Genomic DNA, 22,451 nt, shown 5'->3' on the forward strand with positions numbered 1-22,451 from the left:
CCACGCAGCGCCCGATCCGGACCCCAAATAAAATTCGGCGTCGGTCTTATCATCGCGTGCCCCCACTTGTAGAGATCTATCCGGGTGATATCCTTTTCGATGCCGGGGTGCATCTCCCACAGATCTTTCATGATTGCATTCACCCAGAAATCGTGACCTTTGTCCAACAACTCTCTCCGCTTGATATCCGGTTCGCGGTCAAAGGGTAGATAGTAGGTCAGAACCGACGGACCCTCACCGTCCGCTGCATCCCGCGTCTGATGCTCGGCGGCGATGTAGCCCAACCCTTCACTCTCATACATGACATTATCCCAAGCAAGCACACTCTGCTTTGTCTGCGGTAAGCGTTTGAGGTGGATACTCCCTGTCAGCCACGGCGTATATTCGCACTCCTGAAACACAGCCTTCTGGTCATCCGGGAGATTCGGTATGATATAGCTGGCGATATGCTTCTGTCCGGCATAGATCACTGTGTGACTGCGCAACGTTGTGAACTGGCGGGTCTGGGTATCCATGAAAGTTACAAGTATCTCCTCCCCCTGCTGGCGGATAGATAGAACAAGGGCATTCAAGCGGACGTTTGCTGACGAAAAGCGTCGTGCCATGCCATTTACTAAAAAGGCGTTACCTTCGGGCCATGTGACCGTATGGACGGGGAAGCGATCCTGTAGTTGGTCCGCATAGTATCGACAGGCGTAGTAGTGAATCCCTACCCACGCCGACACCTCATCAATCGGGCAGGCATAATCATCGCGGCAGCCGTAGTTGACAAACCAATCCAATCGCTCCGAGTTCCACCCCTTTTGTCGCATATATTCCCGCATCGTAATCTTATCTAACGCACGCACCTCCGGATCTGCGCTGCTATACTCTAACGGCAGCATAAACGCCCGGTGTTGATCCGCGCCCCTATAGAGCGTCCACCGAAGCATATCGGTCTGAAATTCTTCAAATGCCTGTTGATCTTCCTGAGTCCCGGTGGAAAAGGGGTCGAGGTGCTCCACCCAACGATTCTCAATAAACAAACGCTCCGCCGGTTCACGTAGGATGTAGTCCGGGTTCATGATGGGCCAACCAAGCGAGGTGTAGTCAACGACAACCTGAAGATCCTCAAGTACCTCAAGAATACAATCTGCTTCCATCGGCGGCGTGTTGATGTAGTGCGCTCCCCAAGGAAAGGCGATACCATTTGCTCCGACGTTACCTGAGATTGAGGTTCCACCCAATTGATCTCCCAGATCAAGGATGACAAAATCGGTAACACCAGACCGCGCCAATTTCCAGCCAGCGCTCACCCCCGATACCCCTCCACCGATAATGATTGCGGAGTATCGCTTACCGTTTGGGGGTGGGATAAGTGCTTCCGCAATCGGTTGCCGAACAAGATGTCCAATCCCACTCGACTCACCGACAATCTCACCCGGAATATTGAAGGTTGCCGGCTTCGGGGAGGGTGACGAGCATCTCGGCAAAAACGGCATCCCTAACCCAAGGAGGCAGTATTGGAGAAAAAGACGGCGAGGAATTGGACGCATAATTTAGGTGAAACGTGGTGCGTGGAACGTGAAAACAATTTGTTCATGGCTAGGAGAAACCGAGCTTTTTTCAAAACTCGGTTTCTGTTGCACGATTTCTTAACATGAGTGTAATCTGTTTTCCACACCAGTGCGTAACTCCTATGAGCTAATGAGCCAATGAACCCTTGAACGATATGGAAATGACACCCTCACCAACTTGCACAAAAAGTTCTATAGTCCCCACGACTCCCAACCCTCCCGGTGATAGAAAAGCAGAATTGGCGTCAAGAGAGTATTGATTTGCGTTTCAACTTCATCGATATCCTTATCAAAGACAAACAGTGGTGCGAGCGATTCGTCAGATAGAAAACGGGTTGGCGCCGTTATCGTTATCTTCTGCGGATCAATCTGCCACCCACCAAAAAGATTGAATCCCCATTCACCGAAACTTGGCACGTTCACATGGTAAGCAGTTGCATATAACCCCGCAGATTCGATGGTTTGATGGATGCACCAGAACGCATTGCGTGCAAAAAAGGGAGAGCTGCTCTGCGTCACAGCGAGTCCATCTTTGGCGAGATGGCGTTTGACGAGGTGATAGAATGTCTCTGAGTAGAGCGACACGAGCGACTCATCGCTGGGATCGGGAAGGTCGATAATAATTAAATTATAACGTTGGTCGGTTGCTTGGAGGAACTGCTGTGCATCCTGATTAATCACTTTCACCTTTGGATTGTCGAGTGCATCTTGGTTGAGTCGGCGGAGGGTGCTGTCTGTAGACGCGAGTTCTGTTATCATCGGATCAAGATCGACCACCGTGATTTCGACCACATCGTCGTATTTCAAGATTTCGCGTGCGGCAAGTCCATCGCCGCCCCCGAGGACAAGCACCTGTGCCCGTGAAGGAATCAGAGAAGCCGCCGGATGAATCAGGGCTTCATGATAGCGATACTCGTCCACCGCGCTGAATTGCAGCCGTCCGTTGATATAGAGACGGACATCGTTCTTCCAGCGCGTTACGACAATACGTTGATACTTGGAAGCCTTCGACAAGATAATCCGGTCGGCGTAAACACGCTGCTCAAGATAGCCGCTCACCGGATCGCTGATCACCAGAGCAACAACTAATCCTGTTGTTACCAATACTGCTGCCACAACCGTCCGCTTGAAGTACTGAATTTCGCGTCGAAACAGAATCAGGTTGCCAATCACCACAGCGAGGTTGGCAAGCCCCATGACCAGTGAAGTCTCAAAAATTCCCAACAAGGGCAACAGCAGCAATGGAAACGCAAGAGCACCGATTAATCCGCCCAGATAGTCAAAGGTGAGCGCATTCGCTAGGGCTATTCGCAGGGTCGTATATTCACGGAAGATTCGGGTCAGCAGCGGTAACTCCAAGCCAATCAGGGTTCCGATAAGAATAATCAATGTCCACATGATTGGGACGTAGATGAACTTGAAGCTGTATGCCGCAAAAAGAATAGGACAAGAAAAGCCACCAATACATCCAATTGCTACCTCAACTTGGATGAACGCTGTGATGAGTTGACGGGTAATATATTTCGACAGATACGATCCGATCCCCATCGCCGTCATAAATAGCCCGATCGTAATCGAGAATTGGTAGACGCTGTTACCCAAGAGGTAGGAAGATAAACTCCCGATCCCAAGCTCGTAAACAATCGCACAAATTGCAATAATCGAAACCGAGAGAAGAAGTATAACGCTACGTGACTTGAGACGCCGATCGGTGTCATTTGCATTCATCTCAACCCAAGAACCCCCACCAAAATCCTGAGCAGCATGGCTCATATTAAGAAATCGTGCAACAGAAACCGCAGGGAACAACGATCGTTGTTCCTTACCGCTGTACCCATGAACAGGTTGTTTTCACGCCTCACGGATCAGGTTTCACGCTCTTTCCATCTTGTTCAAGTTTAAGAGTTTTCTCGCCTTCCACTGTCGCCAGAAGTTCACGCCTGCGCTAAATAAAAAACCGATACCAATCATCCCCAACGTAAACCCACCCATCGCGTATTTTGGAATCATCATGCCGTAAGAGCCTACCCCAATCGCGAGGGCTGCAATACCGAAATCACTAAAACACCGTTCTCGTGCGCGTTTGCGAATCCGCTGCAAATTCTTTGATCGCTCTTGTCTAACATATTTGTTCAACAGTTCAGTGGAGATTTGTGTCGGATAGACCGGCGTCTCCTCCCCGGCTGCATCGGGGTTCAAACGAGCGGGCACGACACCTCGAACACACCGAAAACCGATATTGTTTGCGGTATAATTGGGTGGGGCGTGCAAACGGTTGGCGCATCGGAAATATCGGTTTGCGGTCTCGTCGCGGACCTCCAACCATGAACCGCCCCGCAAGACCTTATGTTTGTTCCCGTAGTCGCTATCTCGATGGGAGTTTCTCTCGTACGGTTGATACCAGTCGGTGGTCCATTCCCACACATTTCCAGCAACCTCGTGCACGCCGTAAGGACTTACGGCAGCAGGACGATTTCCTACCGGTGTGGGTTGATCTGCGAGAAAGATCGCTCCCTGATCTCCCGAACGCTCAAAGTCATTTCCCCAAGGGTAAATACGACCATCTGCACCCCTTGCTGCCTTTTCCCATTCTGCTTCGGTTGGGAGTCGTCCTTGTGCCCATTCCGCGTAGGCATTTGCATCATGCCAACTGATGTGAACAACGGGTAAGGTCGCTTCGGCCGCAGGAGTTTTCCCATCTTCCCAGTGGGGTGGCGGTGTGTGTCCCGTTGCATTCACAAAAACTTCATATTCCGCGTTTGTGACAGGATAGCGAGCGATGCGGTAAGCCTCAAGAAACCGAACATGTATCGGAGCTTCGTCCAGTTTCGCATGCCGAGACTGCGCCAAAATTGTGCCGTAGAACGGTTCGATGTCGGTGCCCATAATGAAAGCACTCGGTGGGATAAGAACAGTCTCCCAATCGTGTAGGACGTTTGAAGGGGCACCACTTTGATCTATCGACGAAAATTCCATTCAGCAGACCCGTACTTTGTCTGTGCAAGCAATTCAGCGGTTTCTATCTCTTGAGGAAGTAGTTCGGCATCAACGAATTGAATGCTGAGCGTCTTCCCAAATCCAAGGGCGACTGCATCTTCAAGCTGGTTCCGATAAATCGGGGCAGACCGGCACTGATTGATTGCAGTGGACTGTCCCGCTGCTACCCGATCAAAGCCGACCTGTTTTGAAGCGAGAACTAAAACATCTGAGGTGGGAAGGTCGAGAGCGATATAGCCTTGATACATCACACCTGATTGGTTGCGACGCTGGGAGACGCCCGCAATCTTTTTACCATTGAGAAGGGTATCATACTGGGCTGGATTGGTGAGACAAATATTAGGAGCGTTCCCTGCTAGTGGCTTTTCGATCTGGTGTGCGACATCAATTCCTAACCGCTGCAATCCGTTAATCAGGCAGTTGCTAATAGCGCAGTATGCCGCCGAAATATCCTTCGACAGACCGCCACAACCGTGAGGAACGATAATAGTATAGGTTACATCCCAACCATGTACCACTGTGCCGCCGCCAGTCATTCGCCGAACAAGTTCAATGCCATGAGTATCACACGCTGCGACATCTACCTCCTCTGCAATCCGCTGGAAGTAGCCGAAGCTGCATGATGGCTGCAGCCAGTCATAAAACCTCAGCGTCGGTTGAAAGCTAGCTTTCTGCGTCAAAAGCATCGCTTCATCAATTGCCATATTCATGGCGGCGTTATTCTGTTCGGTGTTGATAAGCCTCCAAGTCAATGATGTTTCCTGCACTTTCCGGCGGTTTCATTTGCGTATAGTATAGGCATACTCCGTATGCCGTAACTCGTAAGCATAATAACTTTTGCCACTAGAGGTTAGCGGTAGCACACGATTAAACGGTAACCCCACGCCACTCATCCTTTGCACACGTAATGTCAATCACGTTGCCATCCGGGTCAGAGACCTTGAAAGATCGGGTCGGTGGTTTTTCCCAATCGATCAAATTCCGCTGTTTCACATCATCACGCAATAGGTCGGCACCACTGTCTAGAAGTTTTTTGTAGATATCCGCCAAGTCCTCCACAATGACTCCAATGTGCATAAACTCGGTGAGTTCCTCTAGCGGTTGACGTTCTTTACCGTCGTACTGGAGGATTGTCATGTTAAGTGTTCCATCGGTAAGATCTATGCTGCTAGCGCTGTCTGGACCGCGATACCCAACAAATTTGAATCCAATCATCTCATAAAATCGGCGTGTCTCTTCCTTGTCTTTAACTCGCAATGCGACATGTCTCAGAACTGCCATTTCGATATTCCTCCTTAGTGGTTAGCTGTACCCCGTATATCGTAACCTATAAACCTATGAACCAATGAACTAGTGCACCAATGAACCAACAATATTATAACCGAAATTCACTGCCCTGCCAACAAAAAAGCAGTGAACTCTCTCCTTGACTTAGACCACAAATCCGTGTTATAACTGCCACCGTACTACATCATTTTTTTAGGAGGCAAGATATGAGTTGGGATTTTGAATTGGTTGCAGGACCATTTGATTTTACAGAGGGGCCTGCGTGGGATGGGGACGCGGTGCTATTTACCGATATTCCGAACAACCACATCATGCGCTATAATCCAAGCAGCGGCGAATGCACCGAGTTTCGCACAGGAACAAACGAAGCAAATGGTCTGATGTTCGACAAGGCGGGACACCTATACGCCTGCGAAGGTGGAAGTGACGGCAGGCGGATGGTGCGCTACAACGCAGATGGCACCACAGATGTGCTCGCGGATAGTTTTGAAGGAAAACGTCTCAACAGTCCGAATGACCTTGCTTTTGATGCAAAGGGACGGATATGGTTTACCGATCCGCGCTACGGTGAGAAGTTCGATGACATGGAACTTGGACATGAATCTGTGTTTCGGCTGGATCCGCAGCCGGATGGCGGGTGGAAAATCGACCGGGTTACCTACGACACGACGAAGCCGAATGGACTTCTGATTTCGCCGGATCAAAAGTGGCTCTACGTTGCTCAAAGCCACTATGGCGACAACAAGCGGGAGTTACGAGGGTATCCAATCAACGACGATGGAACCGTGGGGGAATATGAGGTGCTGCACAACTTCTTTCCGCATCGTGGGATTGATGGAATGTGTCTGGATACAGAGGGGAATATCGTTGCGACGGCGGGGTGGAAACAGAGCGGACCGGGTCCCATGATCTACGTGTTTGCACCGAACGGTCGTGTGCTGGAAACACATCCAATTCCGAGCGACCAACCGACAAATTGCACCTTTGGTGATGCAGATCTGCAGACGCTCTATGTCACTGCTGGAGGATGCCTCTTTCGCACCCCGACAGAGCGGAAAGGGTATCTAATTTATCCGTAGTGGGATCTGACAACCATGGTGAATGAAAGAAATAAGTAGACACATACCAATAACTCTGACCTTCACGAGGTGTCCAAAGTCCCCCTGATAAGGGGGATTTAGGGGGTTGGCGTGCATTGGGAGTATCTAAGTAATTCTAAAATCTACCATAAAACAATCTACAAAATATCGCAGACTCTTCGTTTCATAAAAATTGCTATCTCGCCTTCGGGGTAGTCGTGGTTCGAGTAGAGGGAAATATCAATCCCTTCAACTCTGAAACCCAATTTACGATATACATGGATAGCGGTAGGATTCGTATTCTGTGTCTCACACACGATTGTTCGAAAATCCGCGCGACTCCCTTTCTCTCTGACACATTCCATCAGTCGTTTCCCGATACTCTGATTGCGATGTGTCTCTGCGACATGGAACTCATGGACAAATGAACTACGATTCCATTGGTGTCCTTCAGCAATAATGAGCCCCATGAGCAGATTGCCATCGTATGCTCCAAACGAATACCCAGTTTCGAGGATCCCGTTGTATTGCTGAAGGATCTCATCGTCATAGGAAAATCTTTTGACATACGGTTTATCGAGGGGAATCAGGCGCATGTCAAATGAAACGCAGCTTTCCGTTTCTGTATAGACGACCGTATATTTACTGTCAGAAGAATAGCCGCTTGCAACCCGCTTCAGGGCAGCTAGGTTCAATCGCGTCAAAGGCCGTAGTTCAATCATCCTATTCCGTGCCGATAGAGTACAGGTGCGTCCCAGTCCTTATAAAGAGATACGAGCCTGAAGCGGCGGGGGAGGACAAGGTGTAGCTGCCATCCAGTTCATTCGTTGCCAATATCTTGAACGTCGGACCGGCAGCGATAACCGTCGTCACCGCGTACTCGTTAGTGATATAGAGCTTGCCATCCGCGAGAATCGGTGAGGCACTTACCGTTCCCTGTGCCGTACGCTCCGGTCCCCAAACCACCTCACCTGTTTTTGCATTCAGGCAGGTCGCCAAGCCTCGGTCGTCCACCATATAGAAATAAGTGCCGTCACAGACGGGTGTCGGAACATCTGGCGCACCGGCACCCTCCCATCTCCAGAGGAGATGGCTGTCCGTTATATCTCCAGTGCCACCTGCACGCAGCGCTAACAACGGTCGTCTGCGGGTCGGTGCATAGATTATTCCCTCCACGACGACCGGCGATCCGACAACCCGGTAGTTTCCCTCTTGGTGCGGGTTCAACCCGCCAGAACGCCAAATCTCTTTGCCGGTTTCCGGATGATGTCCGGTGACATAGTCGCCACCTGAAATCACGATCTGAGTAGTCCCATTATGTTCTAGCAGGGCAGGTGTCGTGTAGGCGTCGGGCGACTCAGCCAAAGCGTCGGTCGGTCGTTCCTGGCGCCACAGTTCCTTACCTGTAGCGGCGTTGAAGGCGACAATGTAGGACGGGTCATCCGTCCTGAACCCGTGAAGCACTTCAATAATGAGCGATCCATTATGAAGCAACGGGGAGGAGGCATATCCCCAATTAAGGCCGAACCTGCCGTAATCATCCTGAAGGTTTCGCTTCCAAATCTCCTTGCCCTCCATATCGAAGGCAACCACCGCGCCAGTACCAGTGACAACCCAGACATGCTCTCCGTCCGTAACCGGCGAGGGAGATGAGTCATTTCCCTTACGGTGTAGTTGATTCCCCGTGTCAAGTTGGCGCTGCCAGAGGACTTCACCGTCCGTCCTCGAAACACAAATGAGAAGCAGTTCATCGCCGCCGGGAGAGCGTCCTCCTCCTCGACGTCCGCGTCGTCCTCTGCGCTGCCTCCGCTGTTCCGGGGGCGGCTCTACGGATTCACCTGTGCCTTTCGTGGGCGAAGTAAGGAAGATCTTATCGCCCCACACGATGGGCGTTCCGCCGCTCCATGCCGGTAGTGGAGTTTTCCAAACAACATTTTCCGTCCCACTCCATGTGGTGGGCATATTTTCAGCCTTGCTGACGCCCGTTTGGTAGGGGCCACGCCACTGTGGCCAATTTTCTTCGCCAGCTAGGGACAAGGGTGGAAACCAAGCGGTTCCAACGATGATCAGTCCAACCAAGGATAAGGTGATAGCAGGTACTTGGTACTTTTTCATTTTGCGTTCTCCGTTCTGGTTATTACTCTTGCATCCAAAAATAAATCAACATTGACTGGGGCTGGTCTTGTACAAAGCTAAATTTATTATACCACACCACTAATCCCCCGTCAATCGCACGAAAGAATGGGGCCGCTATTAGTCCTTTTCAGATATTTTTCGCTTTTCGACCTTTATCTGCGAAATCTGCATCCACATCCGCTTTTGGAACCGAAGGGCGATAAGTCGAATTGAATCTGTTTGACAAAAAGCAGGAGGCATTCTATAATAACCAAATCAAGCCGAAGTTGTGTAACCTTCCCGATGCGCGGCTCCCACGATTCCTTGACAGAGTTCAGATAATGCAAACTAAATTCTCCGTGTCCCACCCCGAACCCATTAGCTGGCGACCAATTGTAATTACGCTGCTCCTCCTGCCCATCTTCTATTGGTGGCATATTGAGTGTGAAGCACTTCCGTCCTTTGGCCCACCTCCCACCCTAATGTCACCCCTGTATACCGTCGTTCTTGCCGTGCTGATATTGGCAGCGCTTAATCTGCTCCTGAAAAGATTTTACCCTAAGTACATGCTGACGGGCGGAGAGCTCATCACTGTTTACGTTTTGATGTCAATGTCGCTGATCTTCATGTCCTACGACATGTTCCTCCCGTTGGTGTCTATCGTCGTGCACGCCTTCTACTTCGCTACACCAGAAAATGAATGGCGAGATCTCTTCTTCCACTACCTGCCCGACTGGTTGACAATCAGTAATCCGGAGATAGGACGTGCATTTTATAGGGGCGATAAATCCTTTTTCGAACCGCAATATCTCCTCGCTTGGGTGAAGCCTATATTCTGGTGGTGTTCTTTTGCCTTTGTGTGGCTCCTTGTCACGCAATGCATCAACGTCATTATCAGGAAAGCGTGGGCAGAACAGGAGCGATTAACCTATCCAATCGTCGAAATCCCCTACCAGCTCGCCTACAACGGCAGCGGTTTCTTCCGCAGTCAGGCAATGTGGTGGGGATTTGCCATTGCAGGCGGAATCAGCCTTATCAACGGGCTGCACGTCCTGTTCCCGATTATCCCGGTAATCCCGACCAAGACTATCTCCTTGGCACCACTGTTCACCGAAAAACCGTGGAACGCCTTACTGCGCGGCGGTAGCACCATTGTCATATACCCCTTCGCTGTAGGACTTTTCTTTCTCATGCCGATGGATCTGCTTACATCCTGTCTCCTCTTTTTCGTCTTATACAAGATGCAGTTTTTCTTTGCAATTGTCACAGGCATGGAGCAGATTCCCGGCTTCCCTTACCCTTATGAGCAGCAAACCGGGGCATATACAGGAATATGTGTGATCGCGTTGTGGGCAACGCGCCGGCAGATTTGGCGAGCGGTGAAGGCTGCCATTAGACCGAAGCCGGAAGAAGAGAAGGAAGAGCCGATGCCATATCGCACCGCTTTTCTGGGCGTATTGTTAGGAGGACTTTTCCTCATCGGGTTTGGAATGCGAGGCGGGATGGGGTTCAAGATTGCCGTGCTGTTTTTCGTTGCGCATTTTGCGACGATTGCGATTCCCCTCACGCGCCTCCGTGCCCAGATCGGCTTTCCAATCCATTCGACCACATTCATCGGACCCCACCACAGTCTGGTCAGTCTGCTGGGGACTCGACAGATCGGCGCACAAAACCTGACATGGTTCTCGCTCTTTTTTTGGTTCAATCGGGACAACCGGAGCCATCCGATGCCGCATCAATTGGAAGCGTTTAAGCTGTCTGAGCGGGGACACCTCGATGTCAAAGGATTATCCCGTTGGATGCTTGCGATACTTATCGTTGCAATGCCGATGTGTCTCATCATGTTACTGGAAACCTTCTTCAGATTGGGCGTAGACACCGGCAACATCGGCGGACAGATAAACAGCTTTGGTGGCCGTGCTTATCGTTTTCTTCACGGTTGGCTAACGACCCCGCGTGACCCACAGAACGGGCATATCGCCGCGATGAGTTTCGGGTTCTTTTTTACGCTGATACTGGGGATAGTTCGCGCTCGGTTGTTCTGGTGGCCCATCCATCCATTGGGCTACGGTATTTCGCTATCGTCCCACATGTTTATGTTTTGGGCACCGTTCATCATCGCCGGTGTCGCCAAATGGAGTCTATTGAAATACGGGGGAATAGTGCTTTATCGGAGAGCCATCCCACTATTTCTAGGGCTGGCGTTAGGAGATTTTGTCTTAGGGAGTTTCTGGAGTCTGCTGGGGATCTTCCTCAAAAAACCGACATACACCTTTTATTTTGGCTGACGTCAAAATCGATAAGTGCGAGGGGTAATTAGGGCTATTTATAGTGAATTCTAAAAATAAATAGACACTTTCGCCCCCCGGTAGGTGCGGTTACAAACCGCACCGGTTTGGAGTGTCTCATTAATTCTAAGGTCCACTATAGTTTTCCGTTTTTAACCGATTTCGGCATGACCCGAGTCCGTAGGCGGGGCATCCCCGGTCACGCCTGGTCTCGGAACGGACTGTCCCGCCTGTCCCGATCTTATCGGGGATGAAATCGGGAGTACGGGCGGATCCTCTCGGACTTGCCCACCTATAGCCCCAGAGGGGCGACAGGTATATAACTTCGGTTTTTGGGAAGCACCCGATGATTACAACGTTTACCTAGTAGGCGACAGAGAAATGTCAACACGCCCTACTTTATTAGGACTTACGCAGCGCGTTCATAAGTCCCCCTGATAAGGGGGATTTAGGGGGTTAAAAACGAAAATCTACCCCCGTGTGCTAAATTTGCGTAAGTCCTGTTTATGATACAATAAACATATAGAAAGCATAATGAAACTTACCCTAAGGCCCCAGCGGAGTGACATCTACATAACAAGAGCTAACCTACACAATCCCAATGAACCGCTCATATATCGAAAGGAATAACCATGAAAACAACCCGTTTGCAACTACTTCACCGTATCGTCCGGTTCGCCGCAATCATCAGTGCGATATGTTTCACAGGTTGTGCAAATTTTGATGATATTCTTGAGGACATTGCGGAACCGATAGAAGGAGATGGTGTTATCATTGCAAGTATGCCTATTGGAGAAATTGAAGTGCTACTTGCCGAGAGTCATCCCGTTCAAGTGACCGTTGAAGTCAATGGCTGGCTACCAGATAGTTGTACCGCCCACCATGAAACACATCAAGCACAGGAAGGAAACACTATCACTATCCAGATCACAACCATACGTCCGAGAGATCTTGCTTGCGCGACGGTCGTAACAGAGTATCAAGAAAGGGTTTCTATCGGTACACTTCCGGCGGGTGATTATAAAGTCATTGTCAATGACGTGGAGGCGGAGTTCCGTGTTGACTAGTCCGACGTTCTACGGCTTTTCATTGCCGATCTTAAAAAATCAGCCGATATAACAGTTTCATGTTCCGTCCGGGTTCGGGCATGACCGATTTGATTCTCGACAGATGCTGACGGTATTCGGTATCGAAGATATTCTCAACCGTGACAACCGCCTGATGCTGAAGTTGCCACCATGGGAATGAGAACTGAAAGCCTGCATCGTAGACGATGTACCCATCGGTCGCCTCTTCAAAATCGCCAAGTCGGTGCTGACCGGCTGAAAATCGTGCCGTGAAATGCAAATTTAACGGATGCGTAACATATCGCAGCGCGACTTTTCCGTTAAACGGCGGGATACGTTCAAGCGGTGATTCGCTGGCTGTCAAAGTCCCTCTGACGTAACTCATGCCTGCCTCCGCCTGAAATCGTGGCAGAATTTCGGTGTTAACGCTGAATTCGGCACCCTCAAGGATAGCATTCTGTCCTTGATATTGATATATCCACAACCATCCCGCTGCGCCACTCCCCCACTCAATCTCGCCTGTGTTGGCCTGAATCAGATAGCTGTAAATTTGGTTGCGAAAAACGGTGAGATTAATTTTCATCCGTTTGGCTGCATAGCGCAGGAATGCTTCTGTTCCTAAGCCATCCTCCGAGCCGAGTTCAGCATTGCCAATTTCGTAGGAGTAAACAGCGAGATGAGGACCATCTGAAAAAAGTTCTTCGATCCCCGGCGTACGGAACGTCTTCATCAAGGTGGCTCCTGTTTCCAAGTGGTCATCCCAATGATAGATCCCCGAAACTGCGCTTGATACACCGCCAAAGTCTCGTCGTTCCACCGTTCCCGCGCGAGTAGCAATACCTTCCTTAAACGGTTCAACCCGCCTGACATCGTAGCGAATTGCGCCTTGTAGTGTCAAATCCTCGTTGAGTCGTTTCTGTTTCAAATAGAAACCTGCCAAGGACATTTCGCGTGTGTGCGGTGTCCAGTAAAACCCACCCGTCGCATGGTCACGGTACTCGCCCCAAACCCCGGCAACCGCGTCGCCACGCATATAAGCCAAGGCGGAAACGTTGGTTGTCAGGACTCCAAACTCAACACCGAGCAGGTTGTTCGATTCCCGCTCTTGATGTTGATAGCGTGTGTAGGTCGAGTGAACTTTCAGTTTCTCAAGAAACGATTGCTGAAATCTATACTCAAAATCACCTTCATATCGCTGGCGATTAAGGTCAATGGTGACACCTTGGATATGTCCCTCCGGTGAACCGGGAATCCCATAATCTGAACGGTAACCGCCGCCCGAAATTCCAAAATGGCCCCAACCCTTGACTATTGAAACACCGGTCGAAAAATTAGTTTGTGATAGCGATGTGTTTTCTAAAATACCGACGGGGGTATACGTATCGTCGGTGTGCCGGCGGTTCAACTCTAGTCGCCACGCAAGGTCACCGATCGGAATCGTAAATCCTGTCGTCCCAGTCAGCCCTGAATTAACCGACTCACCCTGAAATATGAGATTCATCGTTGGACGATGAGGCAAGGCTTGCGGGATAGTCTCTCGCTTGACATTGACGACACCGCCGAGTGCACTTGAGCCATACATGAGCGATGCCGGGCCACGGGTAATCTCGATGTTTGTCGCAGTGGTGGGATCAATTGCGACCGCGTGATCTGCTGAGGAGGCGGATTTATCGCCGGTGCGTCTACCATCTTCAAGGATAAGCAGCCTATCGCCGCCCATGCCCCGGACGACCGGCCGCGCAGCCGCTCTGCCCATTGTTCGTTGCGCCATCCCCACCTCGCCACTAAGCGTCTCGGCTATAGTCGCTCCCATCTGCTGATCCAGTTCCTGCGCTGAAAGGTTCAGGTCAGTTGTTTTCTCAAAATGAGCGTGCTCCTCATCACCCGGTGTGACAACAACCTCTCCGAGTTGGTGTGGACTGTGTTTTAATTTGACTGTTATCGCTGTTGAGTCCGCATTGACAACGATTTCTTGATCTAATGTTTCATAGCCTACACGTTTGAATCGTAGCGTATACGTCCCCGGCGCAATTTTATCAAATCGAAACTGTCCAGCCCTGCCGGTTCGGAACAAAGATATTCCTTCCGCGTCGCGCAATAGGGATACGTGGACATCTACGAGGGAGGTCTCCGTTTCAGCATCAATTACCTGCCCTGATATCGAAATATTGCGGGCAAAGGAGTTCCCTTCTATAAAATACATGAGAAAAATAGCAAATAGCACAAGACGGAACCACTTCACAGTAAATGTAATCAGTAACAAGGTGCATCTAAAAAAACAGGTAAACATAATTTCCTCTAGACATAAATAGATCGTCTTCCCAGCACCATAGCTGAGGCATACTAACACTAGCATCAAATCAGCCGGGAAAGGCAGCAATTATAGAAATAAGTAGACATTAATAGTAGTAGGCACATTGCTTTGAATCCCGATTTATCGGGGCGCCGTGTGCCGTAACTCGGCGAGCGAGGTCCGTGACTTGGTTCGCTCATCATGTCTAAGTAATTCTAAAATCTACCATAATTAAACAAAAACAGAAATATGGATTAGACCCAAAAATTAAGCGGAGAACGCTGGTGGGGCACGACTTTGGATACTTTTGTTGAGTGTCGTAGAAATGAAAGTAGAATCGAAAGGCGGGTGAATTGAGATGCACGTATCAACATTGGCAGTGTCAACCGTGTCAAATTCTATACCGACGTGATTGGCACTGAAGAAACAAGCAGAACAATCTGTCGAACAGTGGTTCGTATGGTTATGTTCGTGGTCATGTTCATGTGGAAGTCCAACCAAGCTTATTGCCATCAGGCAATAAGAAATGCTCATCGCAATTATCCAGCTAGTTGGATAAATGTGGATTCGATCGCTCTGCAAGAGCCTTGACCTCTTTCAAGAGTGGGATATTTGGAAACTGAATAAAAAAATTATAACACAGGGGGATTGACTTTGACAATTTTTTATTTTACAAACTTTGGAGTATCAGGGATAGATTCTACACACTTGTCTTTGATTGGGCGTCCGAATGAATCAGGAAAATGGCGAATAGCAAAAAACTCAACCACTTCGCAGCAGGTCCGCTACGGTGCGACAACTGATGTCTCAAATTGTCCTGCCTATCGGGCACGTTTTACCTCATCCAACGCTAATTGATAAACACCCATCAGCATCAAATCCTCCCGAAACTGCTGACCGACCGAAAGTTTACCAAAAACAGTGATTGGCATATCCATCACCGTTTGAATCTTCTGCTTTTTTGAGGATTCAACGTAGATAACCTCGTTGATACGCGGTGCAACGCCGAAACAGCACGACATCGTTGACTTGAGCAATAAGAACCGTTTCACTTTTCCCTCATCAACGTCGATCGGGAGCATAAATCCTGTGATAGCGACCTTTTTCTCATCGAGTTGCTTAACTTTATCGGGGATCTTGGTGTCGTAAGAGAGCGAGCCGATGTATTCCGAATCTGCCAACTGCCTCCAATCCGGCTCATCCAGCCAGTAATTACCTAGGAAACTGAATGGGACGCGTAAGTACTCACCAATCATTTCAGTAGGGGCGGCAACAGCGTCAGGGCTATCAATAGCAAACAGACTAAAGTTGACCGGCATTGGAGCGGTTAATTCCGGCTCTGTTTCGACCTTGTAGGCCGCGGATTGGATTTCAAACCCGCCGACGAGCCGCAGAACATCGCCCGGTAACCATTGAACAAACCGACTGTTTCTTGAAAAATAGGTGAACCGTAACTCTTTCAATTTTACTGGCTTTTTGACACCGTGGAGTTCAAAGGTCGCCTCGGCATCAGCAATGATGGGTAAAGCATCGACCAGTCGGACATCTTCCGCAACATTTAGGCTTTCAATCCGAAGGATAGCTTGCGGGTAAACATCAGCGTTCCACCCAACCTTCTGTGCCCCCTTATCAATGCCGGCCTTCATTTTTAGACGTTTCATATCAAGTTGGAACATCGCCTTAAACGTCTTATGCAACGCATCGGGGTCGAGCGCAATGCTTCCATTGATACGCTCGGTTGTTGCCCTGAACTGACTGCCTCCAAACATGAACGCATTTCTCTCTTTGTCCAGCGTGAATGTTTTTAACTTCGCAGACGGATCGTTTTGAGCGGAGGCAAAGCCAAATATCCCGAGGATTAACCCAAAAACCGTTGCATAAAAAGCAAAACGTGATCTGTAAAAAGAGAATACGTTAACCATATTCCTCAATCCTTTTGGTCTATCTGTATCCGATCTAGCTCAAGGTGGTAGATGCCGGTTAGCACCTCGCCTTCAAACTTTGCGCCGACGCACAACGTGCCTAACAAAGTTATCAGGACATCTTGATGGATATTGATTTTCTTCTTTTTTGGCACCCTAACATACACCCATTCGTTCAGACGGGGCATGTTACCAAAACAGCACGCCATCTGATCTCTGAGCAACATAAAAGTCCGAAGATTGCCCTCCGACATATCAAGCGGTAACATAAATCCTTGAATCTCAACTTTCTTACCGTTCATTGCTTGAATCTGCGGGGAAATCTGTTCATTAAGTTTCAGCGAGGCGATGTATGCTGGGTCTTCCATTTTCGCCCAATTCGGCTCCCTGAACGGGTAGCTAGTGAGCATATTAAAGGTCAGGGATTGATATGCCTCTGTCGCTAATGATGCTCCCTGCGCAGTACCCGATTCGAGCACTTGACCAGTTCGGTCACTCACACCTCGAAGTGCACGCATCGGGTGCGATTCAGGTAACAGCTGAAAAACGCCCAGCGACAACCCGACGACAACTGCGCTAACCATTGCAAAGTTCAGCCACGTACTCCGTCGATTTTTCGTTTTAGCGGTTTTCATCTCCTCTGCCTCCTAATTAATGTTCGCCATGCTCACTGTGTGTTTCCTCGTTTCCTTCGGGAAACTCAAAGTCGATGTCGGCGAATATCTGCCCCATGATGGCAATTGAAACGATTTCTGCATGAAATTCTGATGCGCCCTTCAGCCCGTCCGATTGTGCTGCAAATTGAGAAGTGTCGCCTTCAGTCTCACCGGTCAGAACGTTCACAACCCCTGAAAGTTGCAACGAAAAGTCGGCTTCGATATCTTCTCGGTGTATCTTGAGTTCAACTGTTTTCTGTGAGAGTCTGACCGGTTTTTCCGCTTCACCGTCCAGCACGTAGCCAGTTAGTGCTCCAGTCGTTTGGTCCAACACAAACTCAATGTGCGCGAACTCATCGCCGAAAACCACCAATGTTCCACCGTGAGGGGCCGTATGTTCATGATGGGCATCGGTTTCATGTCTTTCCGTCTGTTGGGGGCGATGTTCTTCCTTTTTCTCACAACTAAATTGTGTGATTGCAATCGCTAAAATTGCTGTCCATCTCCAGATGGCCCTTTCAATTTTCATGATGATTTTCCTTTCGGTAAGATTCAATGAATGGAGAAAGTCGCCTAGTTGACAAAACCTTGAACATTTCAACACGCTGGCATGATATAATTATAGTGAATTCTAAAGATAAATAGACACTTTCGCCCCTCTGTGCAGCGATCCCGATTTATCGGGTCCGGTAGGTGCGGTTTCTAACCGCACCGGTTTGGAGTGTCTCATTAATTCTAAGGTCCACTATAGTATATGAAAGTAGAACAAGTATATAGGAGAATCCAATGATTAAAGATGCCCGCATCGTTGAAGCTATCCGTCGCGCCCGCCGCGCGATTTCAGAGCGATTTGCCCATGATGTGGATGGATATATTGACTACCTGCAAAAGAAGCGTGAGTCATCAGATCACGCGGATATCGTGCAACACCCTTCAGAGCCGCCGCCAAATACAGAAAAAGCCACGCGTCACAAGGTTTAGCTTATGGGTGTTAAATTCGTCGCAACATCTGTCTGATACGCCTTAAAGGCAGGCACAATGCCAGCGACCACACCCAAGAGTATAACACAAACTGGCGCAATCCCGAACACGGGATGAAATCTTAACAGGTCTAAAACGATACCCGTCTGAGCGCGAACAATTGCTGATGCTGAGGTGAAAATCGCACCATAAACTATAAATCCTATGATGACCCCTAACGCTGCGATCGATGCAGCTTCCAACACAATTACCGTAAACACCGTTTTACGACGTGCACCAAGTGATCGCAAAATGGCGAACTCGCGCCGCCGTTCGTTGATTGAGTTGTATATGCTTGCGAGAATTGAACCCGCCGCAACGAGGACAACAAGATAAGAAACGAGTGCCAGAATCTGATTCATCCAACCGATCTTGTCGAACAGGCCAGCCATCACTGCCCCGATGGGCCATGCCAACGTTGCCACCTTCCCCTGTTTGTTGATCATTGCATCCATCATGAAACCGATTTGCGGATTCCGAAACTTCAGCATGACTGCACTGACCTCTTTGTGTGCATCGGGAATCTCTCGACCGGGTTGAGCGACATATTCCTCACCGCTTCCGCGCAACACATGCCCCTCCAACCGATAAATTCCCTCGATCGGAATCCAGATGACACGATCGGAGGGTGAATTGGTCGGTTCAAGCACACCAACAACAACATATTGTTCATCATGCCGCATTGATTCATCGAACACCAAGCCGTGATACGGATTAAACGTATCCCCCACCGTTAAGCCCAACTTCTGTGCGGCATAGCTGCCAAGGACCGCCTCCTGCCGATTGGGATCGAAGAAACGTCCGTCTCCTTGTGTTTGAAACCGTACTCCTTTGCGGTATTCAAACTCCGTGAACAACTCCGTTGCCGTACCGACGATACGGAAACCATAATAATTGTCTCCAAGCGCGTAAGGTATGGCGAGCTCGACACGCGGATCGGCTTTCACCGCTTGATACATCGTCCACGGGATATTCCCCGGTGAGGTTTCGAGATGAAATACGGTATTCAACACCAATTGTAACGGACTGCCGCGCGCTCCCAAGACCGCATCAAAGCCAATCGGACCGCCCGTGAATGCCGAGACGGATTGCGCTCTGATGGCGATAACCGCCATCACAAGTCCCGTACCGAGCGCAATTGACAGTGTTGTGATGAGGGTCGAAAGCGCGTGCTGTCGAAGACTGCGTTGAACGATGAAAAACAACCCGATCCGTTTTTTCATTGGCTCATATTAAGGAATCGTACCATCATAAGGTTAACGGAAAATCTACTACTAAGTATTCAACTTTCCCCCTTTGCAGAGAGATTAAGAGGCTATCGTAGGTGGGGCATCCTGCCCCGCTTTTCCTTATCAACTTTCTCTTATACACAATTCACTTGTGCGAAATCCTTTGCCTCCTCAAACTGCCCCAAAACTTCTGAGTCATGACTAACGATGAGCAACGCTGCGTTATTTTCATGGCAAATTTCACGGATAAGCGTTACCGCTTCGTTGGCATGATGATAATCCAGATTACCAGTCGGTTCGTCGGCGAGTACGAGGCGTGGTCGATTCGCTACCGCGCGGGCAACCGCAACACGTTGCTGCTGCCCGACCGATAGCTGCGAAGGGCGATACTGCATCCGATCGCCAAGTCCGACCCGTTCAAGCAGATGTTGGGCAAAATTGGCGTCAATTCCTTTTCCAAACATCATTCCGAGCATAACGTTCTCTAAAGCTGTGTAGCCAGCAAGTAGATTGAAGGTTTGGAAAATGTACCCGATGTAGTGGGCACGTAACCTATCCCGCTCAGATTCTGAGAGAGCAGTCATCTCCTCGCCAGCGACAACGATGCGTCCCCTGTCGGCTTGCAGAATTCCAGCGATCAGGTTCAGAAATGTCGTTTTTCCAGCACCGCTGCTCCCTCTGAGCGCAATCTGTTTTCCTGCGTCTATTTCAAAATGGGGAACATCAATGATGCGGCTTTGCAGACCTTCAGGTGAAGCGTAAGCCTTTTCAAGGTTCGTGACTGTCAGAAGGGACATCCCAGTCTCCGATTAGTGTTCTAGCGTTTTACAGTGTTGACACGCACGGCACAAGCGACGATTGAGAAGATGACCTGCCATAAGTAGGACCCCACCGCAAGCCATGAAAACGCCATGGTACTGCTCTGGCACCCGGAAGTGTGCAATGAAGATACATACGAATGCACCACCGAGTATCAGAAATATCCGCCATTTTCGATGGTGTCGATAACCCCACGTCAGACTCCCTACAGCGAGTCCCACTGCTACCACAATCATCACTAGTTCCGCAGATTCGCGGAGCAGAAATCCAAGACCAATGAGCGGCAGTGCGATTATCAACAACGGGGTTGCCATACAGTGGAGGGCACATGCAAACGAGAGGCATGCCCCAACATTATCTACAAGTGAGTGATTCAGATGTCTTTTCAATTGTTTCCCTTCAGATCATATGATACTTATTGTCGTTTTCATTCTGCTCTGCCTAGATTGCCAAACCCAGATTAACCATTGGATTTGGCAATTCGACAAAACAATCTTCCAAGCAAACGCCCCTTACGGTGTAACCGTCACCGGAATCGCGAGTGCTCCCGTAAAATCAGGATGGGCGCCGTGCAAAAGTTGGAGCTTTGCCGTTGTGTCTCCAGCTTTAAGCCCTATCACCTCAAACGTGAATTTCTCAGCAAGTTCATCATCATGGTGTTCGTCCTCTTCACCTTCTTCATCCTCATGCTCATCTCCCTCACCTTCGTAAAGGTGTACTTCGATGATTGATGAATCAAAGTCGATAATAGCTAGACCAAACGCCTCTTCTTCACCATGATCATGTTCGTCTTCCTCTTCGGAACTTTCAGGCAGAAATTCCTCTTCATCATGGTCAAGGAACATAGCGAGAACATCCAACTCCTCTCCGACTTTGAGGGTGATGTTCCCCTCATGCTCTCCTTCAAATTGGCGGTAAATCTGATTTCCGTCAACCTTGAGGACAAAGCCGTCGGCCTCCGCATGTTCCTGATCGTCATCACCAACGGGATTATCATCTTCGCCACAAGCGGCGCACAATACAACAAATGCGAGTAATAACAATGTGAATCTAAAAAAACAGGTAAACATAATTTCCTCCAGATATAAATAAATCGTCTCTCCCAGCATCAACACTTAGGCGGACTACTACTAAAGCCAAATCAAGATTAGCTGGAAAAAGACAGAAATCAATTAGATTACAAAAGTAGAGATATGAGTAGACAAGTGGGTTAAACAGAGAACACCGGTGGGGCACGACTTCGGATACTGCCTTCAAGAATTGTGGAAATAAAGGTAAAATCGATAGGCAGGTCAGTCGATATGCAGGCATCAAGATTGGCAATGTCAACGGTCGGGAGTTCTATTCCGATGTGGTTGGCACTCAAGAAGCAGGCAGAACAATCTGTCGAACCGTGGATAGTATGGTCGTGTTCATGGGGAATTGTAATAGCACTTATTGCCATCAGGGAATAAAAAATGCCGATCGCAATAACCCAGCTAGTTGGATTGATGTGGATTCGATTGCTCTGCAAGGACCTTTACCTCTATCAAGAGTAGGATATTTGAAAACTTAACGAAAACATTATAGCACAAGAGGATTGACTTTGACAATTTTTTATTTCACAAATCGGCTGCCAAGGGTATAATTGAGAGGTGGCGTAGGGAGGTCCTGCCTCCGGCAATGAACCAATGACCTCTTACGAAGAAAGGATATTGAGGAAAATGTATAGATTCACCCTCGTTTTGATGATTGTTTCTATCGTGGCGATTGCAAGTTTTTCAGTTCAAGCGGAGAGCGATGAAAATGAAGCGGCACCCGAACAATCCCGCATCCCCAGCTGGTTCCGCGTCGACACCGATAGTCTAGGTACGCACTTCCTAATTGGAGCGACCCATTCCGTCGGTGGACTTTCGCTTGAGTCAAATATCTTCATTGATGATACAATCGGAGAATTTGATCTTGGCGTTTCCATCCCCGCTGTCCAAGGCGAAGGTCTCAGTATTATACTACTGCCCATGCTCGGTCTTGGGTATGACTTCGCCGCACCAGATGGTCCCCTCGCAGTCTATCCACATCTCTTTGTTTTTATGCCTGCCGGGAACTTCTTTCTTAAATCGTGGACAATCGGCACCCTCTATTCC

General features: G+C 49.2%; 21 protein-coding genes. 5 read left to right on the forward strand and 16 right to left on the reverse strand.

Going from position 1 to position 22,451, the window contains the following annotated elements; translation table 11 throughout:
- From J4G02_05350 to J4G02_05370, 5 genes are all read right to left on the reverse strand, one after another.
- On the reverse strand, window positions 1–1,472 hold a 1,472-nt coding region (locus J4G02_05350), incomplete at its 3' end, for an NAD(P)-binding protein (GenBank protein MCE2394004.1).
- 276 nt (window positions 1,473–1,748) lie between these two features.
- Window positions 1,749–3,329: a polyamine aminopropyltransferase gene (locus tag J4G02_05355; GenBank protein ID MCE2394005.1), complete on the reverse strand. Its 1,581-nt coding sequence runs from the start codon at window positions 3,327–3,329 to the stop codon at window positions 1,749–1,751.
- Between the two features lie 99 nt (window positions 3,330–3,428).
- Complete coding sequence (locus J4G02_05360) at window positions 3,429–4,532, reverse strand: SUMF1/EgtB/PvdO family nonheme iron enzyme (protein ID MCE2394006.1); 1,104 nt, start codon at window positions 4,530–4,532, stop codon at window positions 3,429–3,431.
- A complete protein-coding gene (locus tag J4G02_05365) occupies window positions 4,514–5,305 on the reverse strand; it encodes a lipoate--protein ligase family protein (GenBank protein MCE2394007.1) in 792 nt (263 codons plus the stop codon). The genes J4G02_05360 and J4G02_05365 overlap by 19 nt, the downstream gene beginning before the upstream one ends.
- A 115-nt stretch (window positions 5,306–5,420) precedes the next feature.
- The gene (locus tag J4G02_05370; protein ID MCE2394008.1) at window positions 5,421–5,834 is read right to left on the reverse strand and encodes a VOC family protein; all 414 of its coding nucleotides are present in this window, start codon (window positions 5,832–5,834) and stop codon (window positions 5,421–5,423) included.
- A 212-nt stretch (window positions 5,835–6,046) separates the two neighbouring features.
- On the opposite strand from J4G02_05370, the gene J4G02_05375 reads away from it, so the two are divergent.
- A complete protein-coding gene (locus J4G02_05375) occupies window positions 6,047–6,919 on the forward strand; it encodes an SMP-30/gluconolactonase/LRE family protein (protein ID MCE2394009.1) in 873 nt (290 codons plus the stop codon).
- A 158-nt stretch (window positions 6,920–7,077) separates the two neighbouring features.
- Here the strand turns inward: J4G02_05375 and J4G02_05380 are convergent, their stop codons facing one another.
- Both J4G02_05380 and J4G02_05385 read right to left on the reverse strand, forming a co-directional pair.
- The gene (locus J4G02_05380; GenBank protein ID MCE2394010.1) at window positions 7,078–7,641 is read right to left on the reverse strand and encodes a GNAT family N-acetyltransferase; all 564 of its coding nucleotides are present in this window, start codon (window positions 7,639–7,641) and stop codon (window positions 7,078–7,080) included.
- A gap of 1 nt (window position 7,642) precedes the next feature.
- On the reverse strand, window positions 7,643–9,034 hold the full coding sequence (locus J4G02_05385) for a PQQ-like beta-propeller repeat protein (GenBank protein MCE2394011.1): 1,392 nt from the start codon (window positions 9,032–9,034) through the stop codon (window positions 7,643–7,645).
- A 341-nt stretch (window positions 9,035–9,375) separates the two neighbouring features.
- Between J4G02_05385 and J4G02_05390 the strand changes: the two genes are divergently transcribed.
- Window positions 9,376–11,322: a hypothetical protein gene (locus J4G02_05390; GenBank protein ID MCE2394012.1), complete on the forward strand. Its 1,947-nt coding sequence runs from the start codon at window positions 9,376–9,378 to the stop codon at window positions 11,320–11,322.
- A gap of 632 nt (window positions 11,323–11,954) precedes the next feature.
- On the forward strand, window positions 11,955–12,389 hold the full coding sequence (locus tag J4G02_05395; protein ID MCE2394013.1) for a hypothetical protein: 435 nt from the start codon (window positions 11,955–11,957) through the stop codon (window positions 12,387–12,389).
- A 31-nt stretch (window positions 12,390–12,420) separates the two neighbouring features.
- Here J4G02_05395 and J4G02_05400 read toward each other — a convergent pair whose 3' ends face one another.
- The 4 genes from J4G02_05400 to J4G02_05415 all read right to left on the reverse strand — a co-directional run bounded on the left by J4G02_05400 (window position 12,421) and on the right by J4G02_05415 (window position 17,789).
- Complete coding sequence (locus tag J4G02_05400; protein ID MCE2394014.1) at window positions 12,421–14,613, reverse strand: TonB-dependent receptor; 2,193 nt, start codon at window positions 14,611–14,613, stop codon at window positions 12,421–12,423.
- Window positions 14,614–15,503: 890 nt separating this feature from the next.
- The gene (locus J4G02_05405) at window positions 15,504–16,604 is read right to left on the reverse strand and encodes a DUF3299 domain-containing protein (GenBank protein ID MCE2394015.1); all 1,101 of its coding nucleotides are present in this window, start codon (window positions 16,602–16,604) and stop codon (window positions 15,504–15,506) included.
- A gap of 5 nt (window positions 16,605–16,609) precedes the next feature.
- Window positions 16,610–17,239 carry a DUF3299 domain-containing protein gene (locus J4G02_05410; protein ID MCE2394016.1) on the reverse strand — a complete coding sequence of 210 codons (630 nt, stop codon included), beginning with the start codon at window positions 17,237–17,239 and terminating at the stop codon, window positions 16,610–16,612.
- Window positions 17,240–17,255: 16 nt separating this feature from the next.
- Window positions 17,256–17,789: a hypothetical protein gene (locus J4G02_05415; protein ID MCE2394017.1), complete on the reverse strand. Its 534-nt coding sequence runs from the start codon at window positions 17,787–17,789 to the stop codon at window positions 17,256–17,258.
- A gap of 257 nt (window positions 17,790–18,046) precedes the next feature.
- On the opposite strand from J4G02_05415, the gene J4G02_05420 reads away from it, so the two are divergent.
- A complete protein-coding gene (locus J4G02_05420) occupies window positions 18,047–18,241 on the forward strand; it encodes a hypothetical protein (protein MCE2394018.1) in 195 nt (64 codons plus the stop codon).
- Here J4G02_05420 and J4G02_05425 read toward each other — a convergent pair.
- The 5 genes from J4G02_05425 to J4G02_05445 all read right to left on the reverse strand — a co-directional run bounded on the left by J4G02_05425 (window position 18,238) and on the right by J4G02_05445 (window position 21,841).
- Window positions 18,238–19,491, reverse strand: coding sequence for an ABC transporter permease (locus tag J4G02_05425; protein ID MCE2394019.1), 1,254 nt, complete (start codon window positions 19,489–19,491; stop codon window positions 18,238–18,240). The two genes, J4G02_05420 and J4G02_05425, sit on opposite strands and share 4 nt — an antisense overlap.
- Before the next feature lie 152 nt (window positions 19,492–19,643).
- The gene (locus tag J4G02_05430) at window positions 19,644–20,306 is read right to left on the reverse strand and encodes an ABC transporter ATP-binding protein (GenBank protein MCE2394020.1); all 663 of its coding nucleotides are present in this window, start codon (window positions 20,304–20,306) and stop codon (window positions 19,644–19,646) included.
- Between the two features lie 12 nt (window positions 20,307–20,318).
- Window positions 20,319–20,717: a MerC domain-containing protein gene (locus J4G02_05435; protein MCE2394021.1), complete on the reverse strand. Its 399-nt coding sequence runs from the start codon at window positions 20,715–20,717 to the stop codon at window positions 20,319–20,321.
- A 123-nt stretch (window positions 20,718–20,840) separates the two neighbouring features.
- A complete protein-coding gene (locus J4G02_05440) occupies window positions 20,841–21,398 on the reverse strand; it encodes a hypothetical protein (GenBank protein MCE2394022.1) in 558 nt (185 codons plus the stop codon).
- 140 nt (window positions 21,399–21,538) lie between these two features.
- Window positions 21,539–21,841, reverse strand: a complete 303-nt coding sequence (locus J4G02_05445; protein MCE2394023.1) for a hypothetical protein — start codon at window positions 21,839–21,841, stop codon at window positions 21,539–21,541.
- Between the two features lie 190 nt (window positions 21,842–22,031).
- Between J4G02_05445 and J4G02_05450 the strand changes: the two genes are divergently transcribed.
- On the forward strand, window positions 22,032–22,451 hold a 420-nt coding region (locus tag J4G02_05450; GenBank protein ID MCE2394024.1), incomplete at its 3' end, for a hypothetical protein.

The organism is Candidatus Poribacteria bacterium (genome assembly GCA_021295755.1).
Lineage (GTDB): Bacteria > Poribacteria > WGA-4E > WGA-4E > PCPOR2b > PCPOR2b.

What these genes read in the sequence shown, in the direction of transcription:
- J4G02_05390 (MCE2394012.1), top strand. Translation starts at nt 9,376, where the DNA reads ATGCAAACTAAATTCTCCGTGTCCCACCCCGAACCCATTAGCTGGCGA.
- J4G02_05420 (MCE2394018.1), top strand. Translation starts at nt 18,047, where the DNA reads ATGATTAAAGATGCCCGCATCGTTGAAGCTATCCGTCGCGCCCGCCGC.
- J4G02_05360 (MCE2394006.1), bottom strand. Translation starts at nt 4,532, where the DNA reads ATGGAATTTTCGTCGATAGATCAAAGTGGTGCCCCTTCAAACGTCCTA.
- J4G02_05405 (MCE2394015.1), bottom strand. Translation starts at nt 16,604, where the DNA reads ATGGTTAACGTATTCTCTTTTTACAGATCACGTTTTGCTTTTTATGCA.
- J4G02_05440 (MCE2394022.1), bottom strand. Translation starts at nt 21,398, where the DNA reads ATGTTTACCTGTTTTTTTAGATTCACATTGTTATTACTCGCATTTGTT.
- J4G02_05380 (MCE2394010.1), bottom strand. Translation starts at nt 7,641, where the DNA reads ATGATTGAACTACGGCCTTTGACGCGATTGAACCTAGCTGCCCTGAAG.
- J4G02_05370 (MCE2394008.1), bottom strand. Translation starts at nt 5,834, where the DNA reads ATGGCAGTTCTGAGACATGTCGCATTGCGAGTTAAAGACAAGGAAGAG.
- J4G02_05415 (MCE2394017.1), bottom strand. Translation starts at nt 17,789, where the DNA reads ATGAAAATTGAAAGGGCCATCTGGAGATGGACAGCAATTTTAGCGATT.
- J4G02_05410 (MCE2394016.1), bottom strand. Translation starts at nt 17,239, where the DNA reads ATGAAAACCGCTAAAACGAAAAATCGACGGAGTACGTGGCTGAACTTT.
- J4G02_05430 (MCE2394020.1), bottom strand. Translation starts at nt 20,306, where the DNA reads ATGTCCCTTCTGACAGTCACGAACCTTGAAAAGGCTTACGCTTCACCT.
- J4G02_05395 (MCE2394013.1), top strand. Translation starts at nt 11,955, where the DNA reads ATGAAAACAACCCGTTTGCAACTACTTCACCGTATCGTCCGGTTCGCC.
- J4G02_05375 (MCE2394009.1), top strand. Translation starts at nt 6,047, where the DNA reads ATGAGTTGGGATTTTGAATTGGTTGCAGGACCATTTGATTTTACAGAG.
- J4G02_05355 (MCE2394005.1), bottom strand. Translation starts at nt 3,329, where the DNA reads ATGAGCCATGCTGCTCAGGATTTTGGTGGGGGTTCTTGGGTTGAGATG.
- J4G02_05385 (MCE2394011.1), bottom strand. Translation starts at nt 9,034, where the DNA reads ATGAAAAAGTACCAAGTACCTGCTATCACCTTATCCTTGGTTGGACTG.